The sequence below is a fragment of the Paraburkholderia sp. J41 genome (assembly GCF_905220235.1).
In the GTDB taxonomy this organism is placed as follows: domain Bacteria; phylum Pseudomonadota; class Gammaproteobacteria; order Burkholderiales; family Burkholderiaceae; genus Paraburkholderia.
Map to the genome: position 1 here is coordinate 91507 of NZ_CAJMZE010000001.1, position 15321 is coordinate 106827.

Annotated in this window: 15 protein-coding genes and 1 riboswitch; of the genes, 4 read left to right on the forward strand and 11 right to left on the reverse strand. The window is 67.5% G+C overall.

The genetic code is table 11. The annotated features are described in order from the left end of the window. Nucleotides 1-16: 16 nt before the first annotated feature. From U5805_RS00410 to U5805_RS00440, 7 genes are all read right to left on the reverse strand, one after another. A complete protein-coding gene (locus U5805_RS00410; RefSeq protein WP_322101449.1) occupies nucleotides 17-763 on the reverse strand; it encodes a response regulator in 747 nt (248 codons plus the stop codon). Beyond that, the gene (locus U5805_RS00415; RefSeq protein WP_322101450.1) at nucleotides 756-908 is read right to left on the reverse strand and encodes a hypothetical protein; all 153 of its coding nucleotides are present in this window, start codon (nucleotides 906-908) and stop codon (nucleotides 756-758) included. The genes U5805_RS00410 and U5805_RS00415 overlap by 8 nt, the downstream gene beginning before the upstream one ends. Continuing rightward, the gene (locus U5805_RS00420; RefSeq protein WP_322101451.1) at nucleotides 905-1276 is read right to left on the reverse strand and encodes a GFA family protein; all 372 of its coding nucleotides are present in this window, start codon (nucleotides 1274-1276) and stop codon (nucleotides 905-907) included. The genes U5805_RS00415 and U5805_RS00420 overlap by 4 nt, the downstream gene beginning before the upstream one ends. Before the next feature lie 154 nt (nucleotides 1277-1430). After that, nucleotides 1431-2777: an ATP-binding protein gene (locus tag U5805_RS00425; RefSeq protein WP_322101452.1), complete on the reverse strand. Its 1347-nt coding sequence runs from the start codon at nucleotides 2775-2777 to the stop codon at nucleotides 1431-1433. Nucleotides 2778-3009: 232 nt separating this feature from the next. Next, nucleotides 3010-3813: a transporter substrate-binding domain-containing protein gene (locus tag U5805_RS00430; RefSeq protein ID WP_322101453.1), complete on the reverse strand. Its 804-nt coding sequence runs from the start codon at nucleotides 3811-3813 to the stop codon at nucleotides 3010-3012. 274 nt (nucleotides 3814-4087) lie between these two features. Next, nucleotides 4088-4834, reverse strand: coding sequence for a peptide-methionine (S)-S-oxide reductase MsrA (gene msrA, locus U5805_RS00435; RefSeq protein ID WP_322101454.1), 747 nt, complete (start codon nucleotides 4832-4834; stop codon nucleotides 4088-4090). 38 nt (nucleotides 4835-4872) lie between these two features. After that, complete coding sequence (locus U5805_RS00440; RefSeq protein WP_322101455.1) at nucleotides 4873-6720, reverse strand: cytochrome c biogenesis protein DipZ; 1848 nt, start codon at nucleotides 6718-6720, stop codon at nucleotides 4873-4875. Nucleotides 6721-7061: 341 nt separating this feature from the next. Then, nucleotides 7062-7254: riboswitch (cobalamin riboswitch) on the forward strand. Between the two features lie 99 nt (nucleotides 7255-7353). On the opposite strand from U5805_RS00440, the gene U5805_RS00445 reads away from it, so the two are divergent. Continuing rightward, nucleotides 7354-9267 (forward strand): TonB-dependent receptor domain-containing protein, encoded by a 1914-nt coding sequence (locus U5805_RS00445; RefSeq protein ID WP_322101456.1) that lies wholly within the window; start codon nucleotides 7354-7356, stop codon nucleotides 9265-9267. A 53-nt stretch (nucleotides 9268-9320) separates the two neighbouring features. Here the strand turns inward: U5805_RS00445 and U5805_RS00450 are convergent, their stop codons facing one another. Together U5805_RS00450 and U5805_RS00455 are read right to left on the reverse strand one after the other, a co-directional pair. Beyond that, nucleotides 9321-9965, reverse strand: a complete 645-nt coding sequence (locus tag U5805_RS00450) for a glutamine cyclotransferase (protein ID WP_322101457.1) — start codon at nucleotides 9963-9965, stop codon at nucleotides 9321-9323. Between the two features lie 72 nt (nucleotides 9966-10037). Beyond that, the gene (locus U5805_RS00455; RefSeq protein WP_322101726.1) at nucleotides 10038-11276 is read right to left on the reverse strand and encodes a helix-turn-helix domain-containing protein; all 1239 of its coding nucleotides are present in this window, start codon (nucleotides 11274-11276) and stop codon (nucleotides 10038-10040) included. A gap of 154 nt (nucleotides 11277-11430) precedes the next feature. On the opposite strand from U5805_RS00455, the gene U5805_RS00460 reads away from it, so the two are divergent. Next, nucleotides 11431-12198, forward strand: a complete 768-nt coding sequence (locus U5805_RS00460) for a DUF899 domain-containing protein (protein WP_322101458.1) — start codon at nucleotides 11431-11433, stop codon at nucleotides 12196-12198. Between the two features lie 307 nt (nucleotides 12199-12505). Next, nucleotides 12506-13006, forward strand: coding sequence for a molybdopterin-dependent oxidoreductase (locus tag U5805_RS00465; RefSeq protein WP_322101727.1), 501 nt, complete (start codon nucleotides 12506-12508; stop codon nucleotides 13004-13006). A 47-nt stretch (nucleotides 13007-13053) separates the two neighbouring features. Here the strand turns inward: U5805_RS00465 and U5805_RS00470 are convergent, their stop codons facing one another. Continuing rightward, the gene (locus U5805_RS00470) at nucleotides 13054-13305 is read right to left on the reverse strand and encodes a hypothetical protein (RefSeq protein WP_322101459.1); all 252 of its coding nucleotides are present in this window, start codon (nucleotides 13303-13305) and stop codon (nucleotides 13054-13056) included. Between the two features lie 10 nt (nucleotides 13306-13315). Then, a complete protein-coding gene (locus tag U5805_RS00475) occupies nucleotides 13316-13654 on the reverse strand; it encodes a hypothetical protein (RefSeq protein WP_322101460.1) in 339 nt (112 codons plus the stop codon). 442 nt (nucleotides 13655-14096) lie between these two features. On the opposite strand from U5805_RS00475, the gene U5805_RS00480 reads away from it, so the two are divergent. Further along, nucleotides 14097-15131: a helix-turn-helix domain-containing protein gene (locus U5805_RS00480; protein WP_322101461.1), complete on the forward strand. Its 1035-nt coding sequence runs from the start codon at nucleotides 14097-14099 to the stop codon at nucleotides 15129-15131. Nucleotides 15132-15321: the final 190 nt, after the last annotated feature.

Below are 15321 nucleotides of genomic sequence, written 5' to 3' on the forward strand. Positions count from 1 at the left end.
GGGCGCCTTGCCGCGCCTACTGCGCGGGCGCATCCACCGTCGCGACCGCCGACGAAAACACATAGCCCTCGCTGCGCAGCGTCTTGATGTAGCGCGGCTCGCGCGCTTCGTCGCGCAGGCGTTGGCGCAGCCGGCTCACGAGCAGGTCGATCGAGCGGTCGAACGCGTCGGCCTGGCGGCCTTGCGTGAGACTCAGCAACTGGTCGCGCGTGAGCACGCGTTGCGGGTGGTCGAGAAACACGCGCAAGAGCCGGTATTCCGCGCCGCTGAGCGCGACGATCGTGCCTTCGGCGTCGAGCAGATGGCGCGCCGTGGTGTCGAGCCGCCAGTCGCCGAACGCGAGCAGTTGGGCGGCCTCGTTCACCTGCATGCCGGGCGGCAGCATGCGCGTGCGGCGCAGCACCGAGCGGATGCGCGCGAACAACTCGCGCACGGCGAAGGGCTTCGGCAAATAGTCGTCGGCGCCCATTTCGAGGCCGACGATGCGGTCGGTTTCTTCGTTGCGCGCCGTGAGCATGACCACGGGCACCGCGCGATGCTTGCTCGCACGCAGCTCGCGGCACAGCACGAGGCCGTCGTCGCCGGGCATCATGAGATCGAGCACGATCAGGTCGGGCGCGCCGTTTTCGAGCGCGGCGCGCATCTCGCGGCCGTTCGCGGCCAGCGACACGCGCATGCCGTTCTTCTCCAGGTACGCGCCCACGAGTTCGCGAATGCCGCGATCGTCGTCGACAACGAGTACGTGATCCAGCTTTTCAGTCATCGGTCGCAATCTCCTTGCCGCTTGCGCGCCGCTTGCTCACGGCTTGCACGCCGCTTTGAGCGATGCACGAACCATACGCCGGATGCACGATCTCCGCCGCGAGACCGCCCGCCGCGAACAGCGCGATGGCGATGAGGCGCCTCATGCGTCCTCCATCACCGAAAGGCTCGCCCCGTTTGCGACGGACGACGCGAGCGCGTAAGCATCCACGCCTTCGAGACAGCCGAGGTTCACGCGCCAGCGCGTGGCGTCCATGCGCGTTTGATGAAACGGATAAATGCCGCAGTGCTTGCAGAAATAATGCTTCGCGACGTGCGAGTTGAACTGGTACAGCGTAAGCGATTCTTCGCCTTCGAGTATCGTCAGGCGACTGGCGTCGAACATCGGGCTCATCAACGCGCCGCGGCGGCGGCACAAGCTGCAATTGCAGCGCGTTGCGGGTTCGAGGCTGGCTTCGACCTGGAACTTTACCGCACCGCAATGACACGCGCCTCGAAAAGCCGTGGGACTCATGATGTCTCTCCGTTGTGCTAAATGAATGGAAATGGCGTGACGGAGTTATAGCGCAACGCGCGGGTGCGCTTGTATCGCCATGTATCCGCCGCAGGGATGGATACAAGACATTGCATTTTCACCGCCGCGCTCTTTCCACCGCATTTCATTGCCATCAAGACAGCTTCGCGCGCGCGAGCACGAGCCGCGCTTCCAGACCGCCTTCGGGCCGATTGCGCAAGGTGAGTTGCGCGCCCATCGCCACGGCAAGCTGGCGCGAGATCGCGAGGCCGAGCCCGGTGCCGCCCGTGCCGCGATTGCGCGATGTCTCCAGCCGGAAAAATGGCTCGAACACTTTCTCCAGCGCGTCCTCGGGAATGCCGGGGCCGCCGTCGCGCACGGCGATCGTCACGCTCGCGCGATCGGCGGCTTCGCTCACGTCGATGGCGGCCGAGCCGCCGTACTTGAGCGCGTTGTCGACGAGATTGCCCACGATGCGCCGCAACGCCTGCACGCGCGTGACGATCGCCACCTCGCGCCGCGTTTCGTAACTCACGGGCGCGCCCGCGTCGACGTAATCGCACACGAGGCTATCGAGCAGCGCGTCCAGGTCCACGCGGCGCGGCGTCTCGGCCGCGCCGTGCAGCGTGCGCGCATACGCGACGCCCTCTTTCACGAGCTGCTCCATCTCGCGCAAGTCCTGCGTGAGCTTTTCCGTTTCGGCACTTTCGTCCATCACGTCCACGCGCAGGCGCATGCGCGTGATCGGCGTTTGCAGATCGTGCGAAATGGCCGCGAGTATCTGCATGCGCTCGGCGACGTGCGACGCAATGCGCTCCTGCATCGCGTTGAACGCCCGCGCCGCGCGCGCGACTTCCGAAGGCCCTTCCTCCACGAGGCGCTCGGCCTTGAGGTCGGGGCCGAGGGCGTCGGCCACGCGCGCGAGTTCGTTGAGCGGCCGCGTGGCCGCGCGCACCGCGAGCCAGCAGCACACCGCCACCACCAGCAATTGCAGGACCATCACGGCCGGCAGCCAGCCGGACAGCGGCAGCGCCGCGGGCGGGCGGTAATCGAGCGTGAGCGGCGCGCCGTCCGAGAGCTTCAGATGGATCTGGAAACGCTCGCCCTCGCCGGGCACCGCGTTGGACGTGAGCGCGTAACGCCCGCCAAGACCCGCTTCGATGGCCGAGGCCACGCGCGTCGAGCGCGCGCCTTGCGGCGGCGCGCCGGGCGTGCCCGGCCCGAGGATGAACACGTAGCTGCGGCGCGCGAGTTGCGGGAGCCAGTGCGCGCGTTCGGCGGCGGGCAAGTGATCGAGCAGCGCGACCGACATGGCGACTTCGCGCGAGATGTAGTCGGTCATCATGGTCGCCGTGGCGTCGTCGCGCTCGGTCATCGTGAGCGTGAACGAAAGCACCTGCGCGAGCGCGAGCCCCACGCACAGAATGAGCGCGAGCCGCGCGAACAGCGTGCGCGGCCAGTGCCAGGCGCGCGCGGCTTCGGTGGCGCCGAGCGTGCTCATCGCTGCAACACCGCGGTCGGCACGCGGCGGCGGCGCGCCGCCAAACCATCGGCAAACATGAGTGGCTCCGGGGAATCGAATCGGCAATGAAGCCGTTATACCGCAAGGCGCGCGCGGCTTTGTATCGCAGTGTATCGGCGCGGCGGCCGGACACACTTTATTGCCGGCGGCGCAAAAAAAACGCGCCCGGCGTCGTAACGCGGGCGCGCTGCCGTACGGGCGGCGTACGAGGTCAGTGGCCGATGGGCTGCGTGACGTCGGTGTTGAACCACTTCATCGAAATCTTCTTGAGCGTGCCGTCCTGCTTGAGCGACGTGAGCGCGTCGTCCAGCGCCTTCGCGAACTTCGGATTGCCCTTGTGGAACGGAATGCCCATGTCCTGATCCGCGCCTTGCAGCACGGCGCCCGGACGCAGCGGCAAGTTTGAATTCTTGATGATGTACGGCAGCATCAAACGGTCGTCGATGGTCGCGTCGATCCGCCTCGCCGCGAGGTCGCGCAGCTTCTCGGGCGCGCCCGGATAGGTTTGCACGTTGATGCCGGGCACGGCGCGCGCCATCTGGTCGTAATTGGTGCCGAGCGTCACGCCCAGCTTCTTGTCGCCCTTGAACTCGTCGAGCGACTTGAACTCGCGCTTGTCGTCGGCGCGCTGGATTAGTTGCGCGGCCGAATACGTGTACGGCTGGGTGAAATCGACCGCTTGCTTGCGCTGCGGCGTGATGGTCACCTGGTTGACGATCACGTCGAACTTGCCGGCCTGGAGCGCCGCGATAATGCCGCTCCATTCCGTGGGCACGAACTCGGGCTTCACGCCCAGTTTGGCCGCCACGGCTTTTGCCACGTCGACGTCGAAGCCTTCCAGCTCGCCCTTGCTGTTGCGGGAGTCGAACGGCGGGTAAGTGCCTTCGAGGCCGATCTTGAGCACGCCGGATTGCTTGACGGAATCGAGCACGTCTTCGGCATGCGCCGAAGCGGCGACGAAACCGAGGGCCGACGCGGCAATCGCGCTGGTGAGCAGGAGCTTCGACAACTTCATTAAACATCCCCTTTTTGGCTGAGCATGAAATTGCGCACGACCGTTGCGGCAGTGAAAGCCATGTCAGCAACCGTCAGCGCGTCGCAAGAGAATACTACGATCCGCGAGCGCGCCGAAGCGGCAAAGGGTGAGGAGTTTCCCGCGCCTTGCGGGCGCTTTGCAGACGCTCCGGGGCGCGTCCGCAGCGCGTTTGGGCCGTGCGCGGGCCGTCTCCCGGCGTTCTTCGACGTGCATTCGCGCGGTTATCCGGCCCGTGACGCCCCGGTGCGCGCCGTCACGTCGCGCGCGTGGGCACCAGCACCGCCTTCTCGCGATACTGCGCGGGAAAGAGGCGCTTCAGGTCGGCCACCTTCGGCAGATCGTTGATGGCGATATAGGGCGCGTCCGGGTGCAGCGTCAAATAGTTCTGGTGATACGTCTCCGCCGGATAGAACGCGCGGCCCGTTTCGATCGTCGTCACCACCGGCTGCGCGAACACATGCGCGCCGCCGAGCTGCGCAATATACGCGCGCGCCACGCGCGCCTGCTCGGGCGTGGTGGGGAAGATCGTCGAGCGATACTGCGTGCCTTCGTCGGGGCCCTGGTGGTCGAGTTCGGTCGGATCGTGCGCCACCGAAAAATAGATCTGCAAAATGCGCCCGAAACTCACCTGCTGCGGGTCGAAGGTCACGCGCACCGACTCCGCGTGGCCCGTCGTGCCCGTGCTCACCATCTCGTAGCCCGCCGTGGCGCGCGCGCCGCCCGCATAGCCCGAGACCGCCTCGGTCACGCCCTTGACGTGCTGGAACACGCCCTGCACGCCCCAGAAACAACCGCCCGCGAGCACCACGGTTTCGCTGTGCGCGTTCGGCGCGGCCGTTTCGTCGAGCGCGGGCGGCGGCACCGTGTGCGCCTCGTCGGCGGCGAACACGCGCGCATGATCGACGCCGAAGATCGCCGCGCCGGCGAGCGCGAGCGCGCTCACCGCCGCGCGCAGCGTGCCGGCCCGTTTTGTGTTTCGTGACTTCGATAACCCACGCATGTTGCCTCTCCTTGCCCGCAGCGGGCGAATGAATCCCGTCAACCGAACGTGAACGAATACGCGCGCACGCCCGGATCGAGAAAGCGGATTTCGAACGTGCGGTCGCCGATGTCGCCTTGCTGACGCACGAGTTGATACAAACGCTGGCCGTCCACCACGCCGTTGCCGTTGGCGTCGGTGTCGGCGCCGTGATTCGCGCCCGGCGGCGCGCCGTCGATCGTCACGCGAAACCGCACGGGCTTGCCGTTCGCCGCCGGCCCCAGCACGAGATGCAGATCGCGCGCATGGAAGCGATAAACGATGTCGCCGCCCGCCGCGTCGAGGTCGGTGTGTTCCGCGCCGAGCGTCCACGTGCCCGCCAGCGCCCACTGGTTCAGATCGAGCGGACCGGCCTCGTAGCGATGCGGCGCGTCGGCGACAGGGTCGCCCTTCGAGGCGAAACCGTGCGCGCGCTGATAGCCGAGATAGGTTTCCGGCGACTGCACGGCGGTCATCGTGGACGCGGCTTCGACGCCCTTGCCCGTATCCGTGACGAAGCCGCCCGGCACGTTCTTCGCGCCCGCTTCGGTCAGCAGCTCGCGAATCACCTGTTCGGATTCCTGATAATTGCCTTCGCCGAAGTGATGATGGCGAATCTGCCCTTGCGCATCGACGAAATAATGCGCGGGCCAATACTCGTTGTCGAACGCGCGCCAGATCGCATAGTTGTTGTCGATGGCTACCGGATAGTCGATCTTGAGATCGCTCACCGCCCGCCGCACGTTGCCGATGTCTTTCTCGAAGGCGAACTCGGGCGCATGCACGCCGATCACGACCAGGCCGGAGGCGCGATATTTGTCGGCCCACGCTTGCACGTAAGGCAGCGCGCGCAGGCAGTTGATGCACGAGTAGGTCCAGAAGTCGACGAGCACGACCTTGCCGCGCAAACCGGCCGCCGTGAGCGGCGGCGAATTGAGCCACTGCACCGCGCCGCCCAGGTCCGGCAACCGGCCTTCCACGGGCAGCGCGCCGGTTGCCGAGGTTTTCGCCGCGACGGCGCCGTGGCTCGTGTCGTTCGTGCCGTTCGTGTCGGCGGCTTGTGCGTTTGCGTTTGCTCGTGCGTTCGCGTTTGCCTGCAAGCTGACTGGCGAATTCGCCTGCGCGCCGGCCTCGCGCGAATGCACGCGGTCGAGCAAGCCTTGCTCGATCTGATTGGTGCCCGCGAGCGACACGCGCGCGAGAACGCCGGTATCCAGATGCAGCGCGATGGCGGCCACGCCCGCCAGCACCGCGACGCCCAGCGCGCGCCGCAGCCATTCGCCCGCGCCCAGCGAGCGCTTCATGGCCGCGAACACCTTGCCGCCCACGAGCAGCGCGAGCGCCAGCGAAGTGGCCGCGCCCGCCGCATACGCGAGCAGCAGCAGCGAAGTGCGCGCGCTCGCACCTTGCAGCGCCGCGCCGGTCAGGATCAGGCCCAGAATCGGGCCCGCGCACGGCGCCCACAGCAAGCCCGTCGCCACGCCCAGCAGCAGCGAGGCGCCCACGCCCGAGCCCGCGCCCTTGCGCTGCGCGTCGCCGGCCGTTTCCGAAAGGCGCGAGCCGAACGCCACGAGCGGGCGCGTCAGCCGCTCGGCCACCGCGGGCACGAGCAGCGTCACGCCGAACACGACGAGCAGCACGAGCGCGGCCGCGCGGCCATACTGGTTCGCCGCCACGGCCCAGCCGCCGCCCACGGCCGCGAGCGCGCCCACCGCGCTGAACGAGAGCGCCATGCCGACGAGCAGCGGCAGGCCGCTGCGCACGAACGGCCGCCCGGTGCGAGCGAACACGAAAGGCAGCACCGGCAGGATGCACGGACTGACGATGGTCAGCACGCCGCCGAGCCAGGCAATCAGGAACAAAGCCATTTTGCGTATCTCCACCGCTGCCCGCGCCGCAATGCGCCGCGCGGTTCCAGCGGCCTTCGAACGGATAAACACCCGGCGCGAGTGTCTATTCCGCGGCGCGTTGTATCCGTTTTGTATCCGCTCGGCACCTTCGGAAAAGGGTGCGATCGGCGCTGGCGGATCGCGGGCTTTCACGCCCGCCTGCGCGCGACTGGCGCAAGGCTAGGCAAGCGACGCGGCGCCGACGCAAGACCGCGCGCGAACCGCATCATCGAAACGCCATGTCGCGCGCGATCCGGCGTTTTCGCCACACTTCGCGCCGCAATATCGACGCGCGGGTTGACGCCCGGGCGGCGCGGCCATTACCCTTGCGCGCTGATGGTTCCCGGCGACGGGATCAAAAGGGAACGCAGTGAGGCACACGCCGAGTCTGCGGCTGCCCCCGCAACTGTAAGCGGCGAGTTCGCGCCCACTCAGGCCACTGGGAAACCGGGAAGGCCGGCGTCGAACGGCGACCCGCGAGCCAGGAGACCTGCCATCGCGTCAGTCCAGCAGCCGCAGCGGGCGGGGTCCCCCAATGCGCCAAAGCGCCGCGCCCGCGCGGTCGCCCGTTGCACGGACAGCCCGCAATCAGGAGCTGTTTCCAGCCGCATCATGAAGTTTTCCAGCCTATTCCTCGCGTCGGCCGCGCTCGCCTGCGCCTCGCAAGCCGCTTTCGCCGACAGCAACGCCGATCCCGACGCCGGCGCCACCTTGCCGAACATCCTCGTGACCGGCGACACCCAGCGTCTGCCGCAATCGTTCGACGGCCGCTACGCCAGCACGCAGGTGCTCACGCGCACCGACCTCGACCGCCTTTCGCCCGCCGACCCGAGCATCACGCAGGCGCTCGCCACGCTGCCCGGCGTGAGCGTCGCGCAAAACGGCGGCCCCGGCACGACGGCGGCGGTGAGCATTCGCGGTTCGTCGGCAAGCCAGGTGGCGGTGTTCATCGACGGCATTCGCGTGGGTTCGGCCACCACGGGCTCCGCCGCCTGGGCCGACCTGCCGACTTCGTCGTTCGATCGCGCCGAGGTGATTTCCGGCCCCGCGGCGGCCTCGTTCGGCGCGGACGCCGTGGGCGGCGTGGTGCAACTCTTCACGCGCCATGCGTCGAATCAGCCGAACCAGACCACGGTCTCGTTCGGCGGCGGCTCGAACAAGACCTTCGACACGCAACTGCGCACCTCGGGCACGATCGCCTCGACGGGACCGCTCGCGGCGCTCGGCGGCCTCACGTATTCGCTCGGCCTGCACGACTACGCCACGGCCGGCATCGACGCCACGCAGCCCTACGCCTACGGTCACGAGAACGGCCGCAATCCGTACCACGCGCAGGACCTGGACGCGCGCCTCGGCTATGCGCACCACGACTGGTCGATCTCCACCTTCGCGCTGTATCACCGCAGCGATCTCTCGTACGACAATCTCGGCGGCGACGACCGGCAGCGCGACAATCAGCTCACGACGGGCATTGCGTTCCATCTCGACATCACGCCGACCACGCAATTCGACCAGTCGCTCGGTTACGCCACGGACCGCCAGTTCCTCTACGCGAACGACCGGTCGATCGCCACCGACGAGATCGACTCGACGCGGCTTTCCACCTCCACCTCGCTCACGCATCAGGAGACCGGCCACACGCTGCTCGGCCAGCCGCTTTCCGGCGAAACCCGGCTCGCGTACGACTTCACGCGCGAACTGGCGTTCCTGCCCGTCGACATTCCGGGCGGCGTGCCCGCGCGCAACGACTCGGCCGTCTCGGTGCATCAGTCGGCGACGCTCGGCCCGCTCACGCTGTTCCTCGCCGGACGCCACGAAATCGTGCAAGGGCGCGCGGTCAACACGGGCAACGCCGCGCTCGCCTGGGCAATCACGCCGGTGTACACGGCGCGCATGTCGTACGGCAACGCGTTCCGCCTGCCCACCTTCGACGACCTCTACTATCCCGGTTACGCGAACCCCAACCTCCAGCCCGAGCGCAGCAATTCGGTGGAAATCGCGCTCGATGCGAACACCGCCTTCGGCACGTTCACGGCGGCGCTCTACGACACGCGCGTACACGATCTCATCACCTACGACGCGGCCACCTTCCTGCCCGTGAACGTGGGCAAGGCGCGCGTGCAGGGGCTCGACCTCTCGTACAAGGGCACGCTCGGCCGGTACACGCCCGTCAGTCTCGCCGTCGGCATTCTGAACCCGCAGGACGTGAGCGATCAGACGTGGCTCAACCGCCGGCCGCGCCAGACCGTGAGCCTTTCCGTCGATCACAGCTGGGACGAATTCCACCTGCACGCGCTGAGCACGGGCGTTTCGCTGCTCTACGGCGGATCGACGTTCGACGATCAGTACAACAGCATCTATCTGCCCTCGTACACGACCGTGAGCTTGCGCGCGTCGTATCGGGTGAACGCGCATCTCGCGCTTTCGGCTTCGCTCGCGAATCTGTTCGACCGGCAGTACGCGACCGTGTACGGCTATCGCTCGCTCGGGCGCACGGCGTTCGGCAAGATCAGCTATACCTTTTAACCGCCTGCTTTAAAGGCGCTTTAAAAGCGTTTTAAAGCGCTTTAAAAGCGCCTTCAATCCCGCGGCCCCGGCGGACGGCGCACGGTGCGGATTTTTCCGCTCTTGCCGCCGCCGCAGAAGAACTGGCCCGCGCCGTCGGATTCCATGCCCGAAACGGCGGTGCCTTCGGGCATGTCGAGCTGCTCGATCACGCCGCCCGTTTGCGGATCGAGGCGGCGCAGCGCGCTTTCGTCGCCTTCCCAGGTGCCGTGCCACAACTCGCCGTCCACCCATGTGACGCCCGTCACGAAGCGGTTCGACTCGATCGTGCGCAGGATCGCCCCGGTCTGCGGATCGATCTGATGAATCTTGCGCGCGCGATATTCGCCCACCCAGAGTGTGCCGTCGTGCCACGCGAGCCCCGAATCGCCGCCGTTGCCGGGTGCCGGAATCGTGGCGAGCACGCGGCCCGACTCGGGATCGATCTTATGGATGCCGCTTTCGGCGATCTGGAACAGATGCCGCCCGTCGAACGCCGTGCCCGCGTGCGCGGCCACCTCGATCGCACGCCGCGTTTGCCCGCTCGCCGGGTCGAGCGTGACGATGCCGTCGCCCACGGCGAACCACACCTGGCGCCCGTCGTAAGTGAGGCCGTGTACCGCGTCGATGCCGGGAAAAGGACCGTATTCGCGGACGATCTCCGCTGCCATGCGCTTCATGTTCCGCTCCGTGTTTTCATGTCGGCCGATGCGTTTCCGGCGATGCGTCCGCGACGTATCGGCACGTTCATGCTAATCGCCCGGCAGCGGCGCGGGGAGTAACAAGGTCGTCGCGAATCCGGGCATGGGCGGCGTGGTCCAGCGCCGCGCGCGCCCGTGGCCGTACGATTGCGCCTTGCCCGCCGCCGCGAGCGCGTCGAGCGCGCGCTGCACCGTGCGCTGGCTCGCGCCCAGCGCGATGGCTAGCGCGGAACTGGACCACGATTCGCCGTCGGCGAGAAAGGCCAGCACGGCCGCGTGTTTTTCCTCGACGGGCCGCGCCAGCACCACGGCTTCCCTCGCTTCGGCAGGCGTGATCGCAAAGCCGGATTTCGTGGCGTCGATTCGCGCGAGCGGTTCGAGCATCGCGCGCAGGCGGCCGATTTCCACGCGCAGGCGCGCGTGCTGCGTTTGGTCGGTTTGGTCGGTTTGGTCGGCGCGGCGGATGCGAAACGCGCGTTCGATGAGCGCGTCGCGCGGCACGTCGCCGGGCCACGCTTCGGCCAGCGTGCGCGCGAGCACGAACAACACCGGCCGCCGCGCGAGCGATATCGCATCCGGCCCGGCGCGCACGACATAGCGGCACGCGTCGACCACCAGCGCCGGCGAGGCCAGCAGCGCTTCCACTTCGTCGAGCCGCAACGGCGTTTGCCTGCCGCGCGCGATGCGCCGCGCGGCGGGCGCGGCGAGCCATTGCGCGGCGCTCGCGACTTCGGCGCTCAAGGCGGGAATGGCGGCGCGCTGCGCGGCGCGCGCGGCCACGGCCAGCGCCTCGCGCGCCGCCCGCGTGCGCACGCGCCGCATTGCAATGCCCGCGACGATCAGCGCATGCGCCGCGCGCAACGGCGGCGGCAGCGGCGCGGGGTCGGCGCCCGCAAGCAGGCGTTCCGCTTCATCCAGACGGCCGATCAGCAACAGGCGGCGAATTTCGAGCAGACGCGCGTGTTCGGCGTTCAGGCGGTCGTGGTGGGCTTCGAGCGTGCGGCGCGCGGCCGCGAGCGCCCCGGCCGGCCAGTTCAGATCGCGCGCGGCGAGCGCGATTTCCGCCTCGGCGACGACACATCGAGCGCGCGCCACGGCCTCGCGGGCGCCGAACGCGCGCGCCGCGCCGCGCAAGAGCGCCTTGGCGCGCGCCAGGTCGCCGAGCTGCGCCATGGCGATGCCGCGCAACGCGAGCGCGGGCGCGTCGTCGCGCAACGCCACGCGATTGAGCGCGCCGAGCGCGTCACCGGCCGCGAGCGCGCGCGCCGCCGCGGTAATCAGCGAGTCCATGCTCATCGGAATCCCGACACACTTGTCACTCCCTCGCGTTCGTCGACGGGACTAATCTAACACGGCACTCTCGCGGCGCCGCCGGGCATTCCGCCGGTCGGCCCGCGCCCGCGCGCATCGCGACATCGGCATCATTCTTCAGGAGGACCAGGCAATGACCACGCATCGAACCGGAACCCGCGACGAATGGCGCGCGGCGCGACTCGCGCTGCTCGCGGCGGAAAAAGAGCACACACGGCGCGGCGACGCGCTCGCGCAACAACGCGCGGCGCTGCCGTGGGTGCGCGTCCAGCGGCCGTACCGCTTCGAGACCGAACACGGCGCGGCTTCGCTGCCCGACCTGTTCGCGGGCCGCTCGCAACTGCTCGTCTATCACTTCATGTTCGGCCCCGATTACCGGGCGGGCTGCCCTTCGTGCTCGGCCATTGCCGACGGTATCGACGGCGCGGCCGTGCATCTCGCGCATCACGACGTCACGCTGATGGCCGTCTCGCGCGCGCCGCTCGCGAAGCTGCTGGCGTACCGCACGCGCATGGGCTGGCGTTTTCCGTGGGCTTCGTCGCACGACAATGCATTCAACTTCGACTTCAACGTGTCGTTCACCGAAGCGCAGCAACGCACCGGCGACCTCGAATACAACTACGCGCGCGATGGCCACGCGATGGACATGGCGCCGCCGCCCGAACCGGTCGCGCAATTCGCGGCAAGCTGCGGCACCGACGCCGCCACCTACACGCGCGACCGGCCCGGCCTCAGCGCGTTCGTGCTGGAAGACGGCGTGGTCTATCACACGTATTCGACCTACGCGCGCGGCCTCGACGGCATCTGGAGCATGTATCAATGGCTCGACCGCGCGCCGCTCGGGCGCAACGAAGCGGGCGTCTGGTGGCATCGTCATGATGAGTATTCCGAAGCATCGTGACGGTGCCGGCGCACCGCGCCGGCGCGCCTGGCGCGTTCGGCTCGCGGCCGCCGCGCTCCTCGCGTCGAGCGCCGCCGCCACGCTGCGGCGCGCGGCGGCCATGCAGACGCAAGGCGGCACGCCCATGCCCGGCGGCTGGCTGCTCGCGATGCACTGGACGCCGGCGTGCGGGCAAACGTGGGCGGGCGCCGCCGCGTCGTTTGCCGCCATGTCCCGGCGATCTCGCCACGCTACGCGCGCGAGCGTAATATACGCGAAGTTATATCGTCATTTCGACGCTGGCCGCCTGCGGCCCGGAGACCCGAGAATGGACATCGCGCGCACCGTCGACCTCCCGCCCGCCGGCCCGCACACGCAAGCCGACGGCACGTTGCGCCTGAGCGGCAGCCTGCTGCGCCCCGCCACGCTAACGCTCGACGCGCTGCGCCGCCTTCCCGCCGCGACCGGCGAACCGTTCGACTTGCGCTGCTATACCTCGGGCCGCTTCATCCGAACGGTCGCGCCGTATCGCGGCGTGCGCCTCGTCACGTTGCTCGAAAACGCCGGCCTGCGCTGCGATCAGCCCGGCGATTTCAAACGCATGATCTTTCTCGCCATCGGCGCGGACGGCTACGCGGTGACGTTCTCCTGGCACGAGTTGTTCAACACGCCCGTGGGCGCGCAGGTGATCGTCGCCTACGAATGCGGCGGCGCGCCGCTCGACGCCGAAACGGGAGCGCCCGTGCTCTATTCGGGCCTCGACCTCGTGCCGGCGCCGCGTCACGTCAAGCGGCTCGTGGGCATAGAAGCGCGCGTGCTCGCCGTCTAGAGCCGTTCGCGCGTCGAACGGCGCCGCGCGCAATAACCGAAACGGCCTCAACCGAACTTGGGCGCCGGATAGTGGTGGTAGTCGATCTCCATGAGCGCGACGTCAAGCGCGGACCGCACGGCCGCCGAGCGCAACGTCACCGCGAACGGCCAGCTTTGCGTGCGGTCGGTCTCGATCTCCAGGCCCTCTCCAAACACGCTTTCCAGATCGCTCGCCGATCTCGCGCTCACCACGAGATGATCGAACTGGTCACGCGCGGCGACCACGATCAAGACGCTGCGCTGGGTAGCAATCCACATGGCCGCGCTGTCACGACTCCTCGCCCGCGGCGGCCAGACACGCCGCGGGCGCCACGTGAGCGATGGGCACCGGCGCCGAGGTGCGAGCGGGGCGTACCACCACGTAGCCGCCTTGCACGAGCCCCACGCCCACACCCACGACCGCGCCCAGCATCAACGCGCTCAGATGCAGGTTGCGATCGCGCCACTGCCACCAGCGGCGGGCAGGCTGCGCACCCGGCGCATCGACTTTTTCGGCGTAAGGATCGCGCCGCAACTCGAAGTTGGTGAGACGCGGCTTGCGCGCGAAATTATTCACGTGCCAAGGGTTTCCGGCCTGCTCTTCCTGATTGCTGGTATCCGATTTCATTGCTGTCACTTCCCCGAATAAAAATACGCGCATTCTTTTTTCGGAATTAAAGGTAAAGCATTCGGGTTCGGACCAGACAAACGGACACATTTCCCGATACGTCGCCATTTAATTTCCGCGCATATCGCCGAATCTAATTAGCGAGCGCGCTTCTCTCCGGCACGCTTCGCCAGGGCGCCCAGACAAGCGCCCGATCCAGACCCACCTCGTTTTATTGATTGAGACGCCGCACGCGAAATTTCGCGGCGCGGACATCCCTTTTTTAATGTCGGCAATAATAGGAAAACGATTGCGCGATCGCGTACTGCCCGTCATTTGCCGCCAATAAAAATTTTAACCGCGCGGCATTTATTGAAGTTGCCTGTCTGTATCAATTCTTGTCCGTACGTCTCAAGTCGGAATTCCCGTTCGCTCAACGCACTCACACGAGGTAAACAATTTCATGTCTTTAACTAAACAACCGGTCCCCTATGTGCGCTTCGATTCGAACGACGTCGAAACCATCGACCGCATGGACTACTGGCGCGCGAGCCTCGGCAACGTGGCGGACCTGAGCTTGCCCGAGCACCATCACGCCGCCGGCTTCGAGGCCACCAACGAAATGTGGATGATGAGCGAGATGCTGATGTCGCGACGCCGTTGCGCGGACCACATCCTGCACCGCTCGGCTCGCGCGATACGCATGGACCAGTGCGATCACCTGAAAGTGCATTTGCGCCTCACGCGCACGGCGCAAACGCTGCTCGAAGCGGGTAGCCGCCAATTCCGGCTGGCCGCCGGCGAATGCGTCATCACCGACATGGCGCGGCCCGAGTGGGTGCATGTGGAGCGCGGCATTTCCATCGCGATGGTGTTTCCGCGCGAAAAGCTCGAAGCGCTCCTGCCGCGCGCCGTGGATCTGCATGGCGTGGTGATACGAGGCGCGGCGGGCGCCTTGCTCAGCGATCATCTGATGTCGATAACGGGCCGCATTCACGCCATGACGCGCGGCGAATTGCCCGGCGTGAGCGCGGCGACGCTGCATCTGATCGCGGCGGGTCTCGCGCCTTCGCTCGACACGCTGGCGCTCGCGAAATCGACGCTGGAAGGCACGCTGCTGCGCAGAATGCGCCGCTTTATCGACGTCAATCTCAAGCATCACGGTTTGAACGCCGACGCGCTATGCCGCGCGTTCGGCGTGTCCCGCGCCACGCTTTACCGGCTGTTCGAGCCGCTCGGCGGCGTCGCGCATTATGTGCGCGAGCGGCGGCTCTTGAGCGTGCATGCCGAACTCGCGCAAGCGCATCGCTCTCCGTATCTCGTGCGCATTGCGGAAGAACACGGTTTCAAGAGCGCCGCGCATTTCAGCCGCGCATTCAAGACGCAATTCGGCTATACGCCTTCCGATCTCGTGCGCAGCGTGCCGCGCGCGCCGGTCTTCGCGGCGATCCCCGGCGGCCGCTTTTCGTTGCCGCACTGGCTCGCGTCGTTGCGTTAGCGCCGCGCGCCCGAGGCGGTGCGGTGCCGTCTTTACCTCATCCCTTTTCGTGGGCGCCATTTGCCCCGTAGCAACGTTCGGCGGCATGGCCGCGCGCGCGGGTCGTGCGCTCGCCTGGCTTCGCGCAACGACACAACGGACACAACCGACACAACGGACACAACGAAGCAACGACGAACGCCGGGTTGCA

What these genes read in the sequence shown, in the direction of transcription:
- U5805_RS00415 (WP_322101450.1), bottom strand. Translation starts at nt 908, where the DNA reads ATGAGGCGCCTCATCGCCATCGCGCTGTTCGCGGCGGGCGGTCTCGCG.
- U5805_RS00460 (WP_322101458.1), top strand. Translation starts at nt 11,431, where the DNA reads ATGACCACGCATCGAACCGGAACCCGCGACGAATGGCGCGCGGCGCGA.
- msrA (WP_322101454.1), bottom strand. Translation starts at nt 4,834, where the DNA reads ATGCGTGGGTTATCGAAGTCACGAAACACAAAACGGGCCGGCACGCTG.
- U5805_RS00450 (WP_322101457.1), bottom strand. Translation starts at nt 9,965, where the DNA reads ATGAAGCGCATGGCAGCGGAGATCGTCCGCGAATACGGTCCTTTTCCC.
- U5805_RS00430 (WP_322101453.1), bottom strand. Translation starts at nt 3,813, where the DNA reads ATGAAGTTGTCGAAGCTCCTGCTCACCAGCGCGATTGCCGCGTCGGCC.
- U5805_RS00470 (WP_322101459.1), bottom strand. Translation starts at nt 13,305, where the DNA reads ATGTGGATTGCTACCCAGCGCAGCGTCTTGATCGTGGTCGCCGCGCGT.
- U5805_RS00455 (WP_322101726.1), bottom strand. Translation starts at nt 11,276, where the DNA reads ATGGACTCGCTGATTACCGCGGCGGCGCGCGCGCTCGCGGCCGGTGAC.
- U5805_RS00465 (WP_322101727.1), top strand. Translation starts at nt 12,506, where the DNA reads ATGGACATCGCGCGCACCGTCGACCTCCCGCCCGCCGGCCCGCACACG.
- U5805_RS00420 (WP_322101451.1), bottom strand. Translation starts at nt 1,276, where the DNA reads ATGAGTCCCACGGCTTTTCGAGGCGCGTGTCATTGCGGTGCGGTAAAG.
- U5805_RS00445 (WP_322101456.1), top strand. Translation starts at nt 7,354, where the DNA reads ATGAAGTTTTCCAGCCTATTCCTCGCGTCGGCCGCGCTCGCCTGCGCC.
- U5805_RS00475 (WP_322101460.1), bottom strand. Translation starts at nt 13,654, where the DNA reads ATGAAATCGGATACCAGCAATCAGGAAGAGCAGGCCGGAAACCCTTGG.
- U5805_RS00440 (WP_322101455.1), bottom strand. Translation starts at nt 6,720, where the DNA reads ATGGCTTTGTTCCTGATTGCCTGGCTCGGCGGCGTGCTGACCATCGTC.
- U5805_RS00480 (WP_322101461.1), top strand. Translation starts at nt 14,097, where the DNA reads ATGTCTTTAACTAAACAACCGGTCCCCTATGTGCGCTTCGATTCGAAC.
- U5805_RS00425 (WP_322101452.1), bottom strand. Translation starts at nt 2,777, where the DNA reads ATGAGCACGCTCGGCGCCACCGAAGCCGCGCGCGCCTGGCACTGGCCG.
- U5805_RS00410 (WP_322101449.1), bottom strand. Translation starts at nt 763, where the DNA reads ATGACTGAAAAGCTGGATCACGTACTCGTTGTCGACGACGATCGCGGC.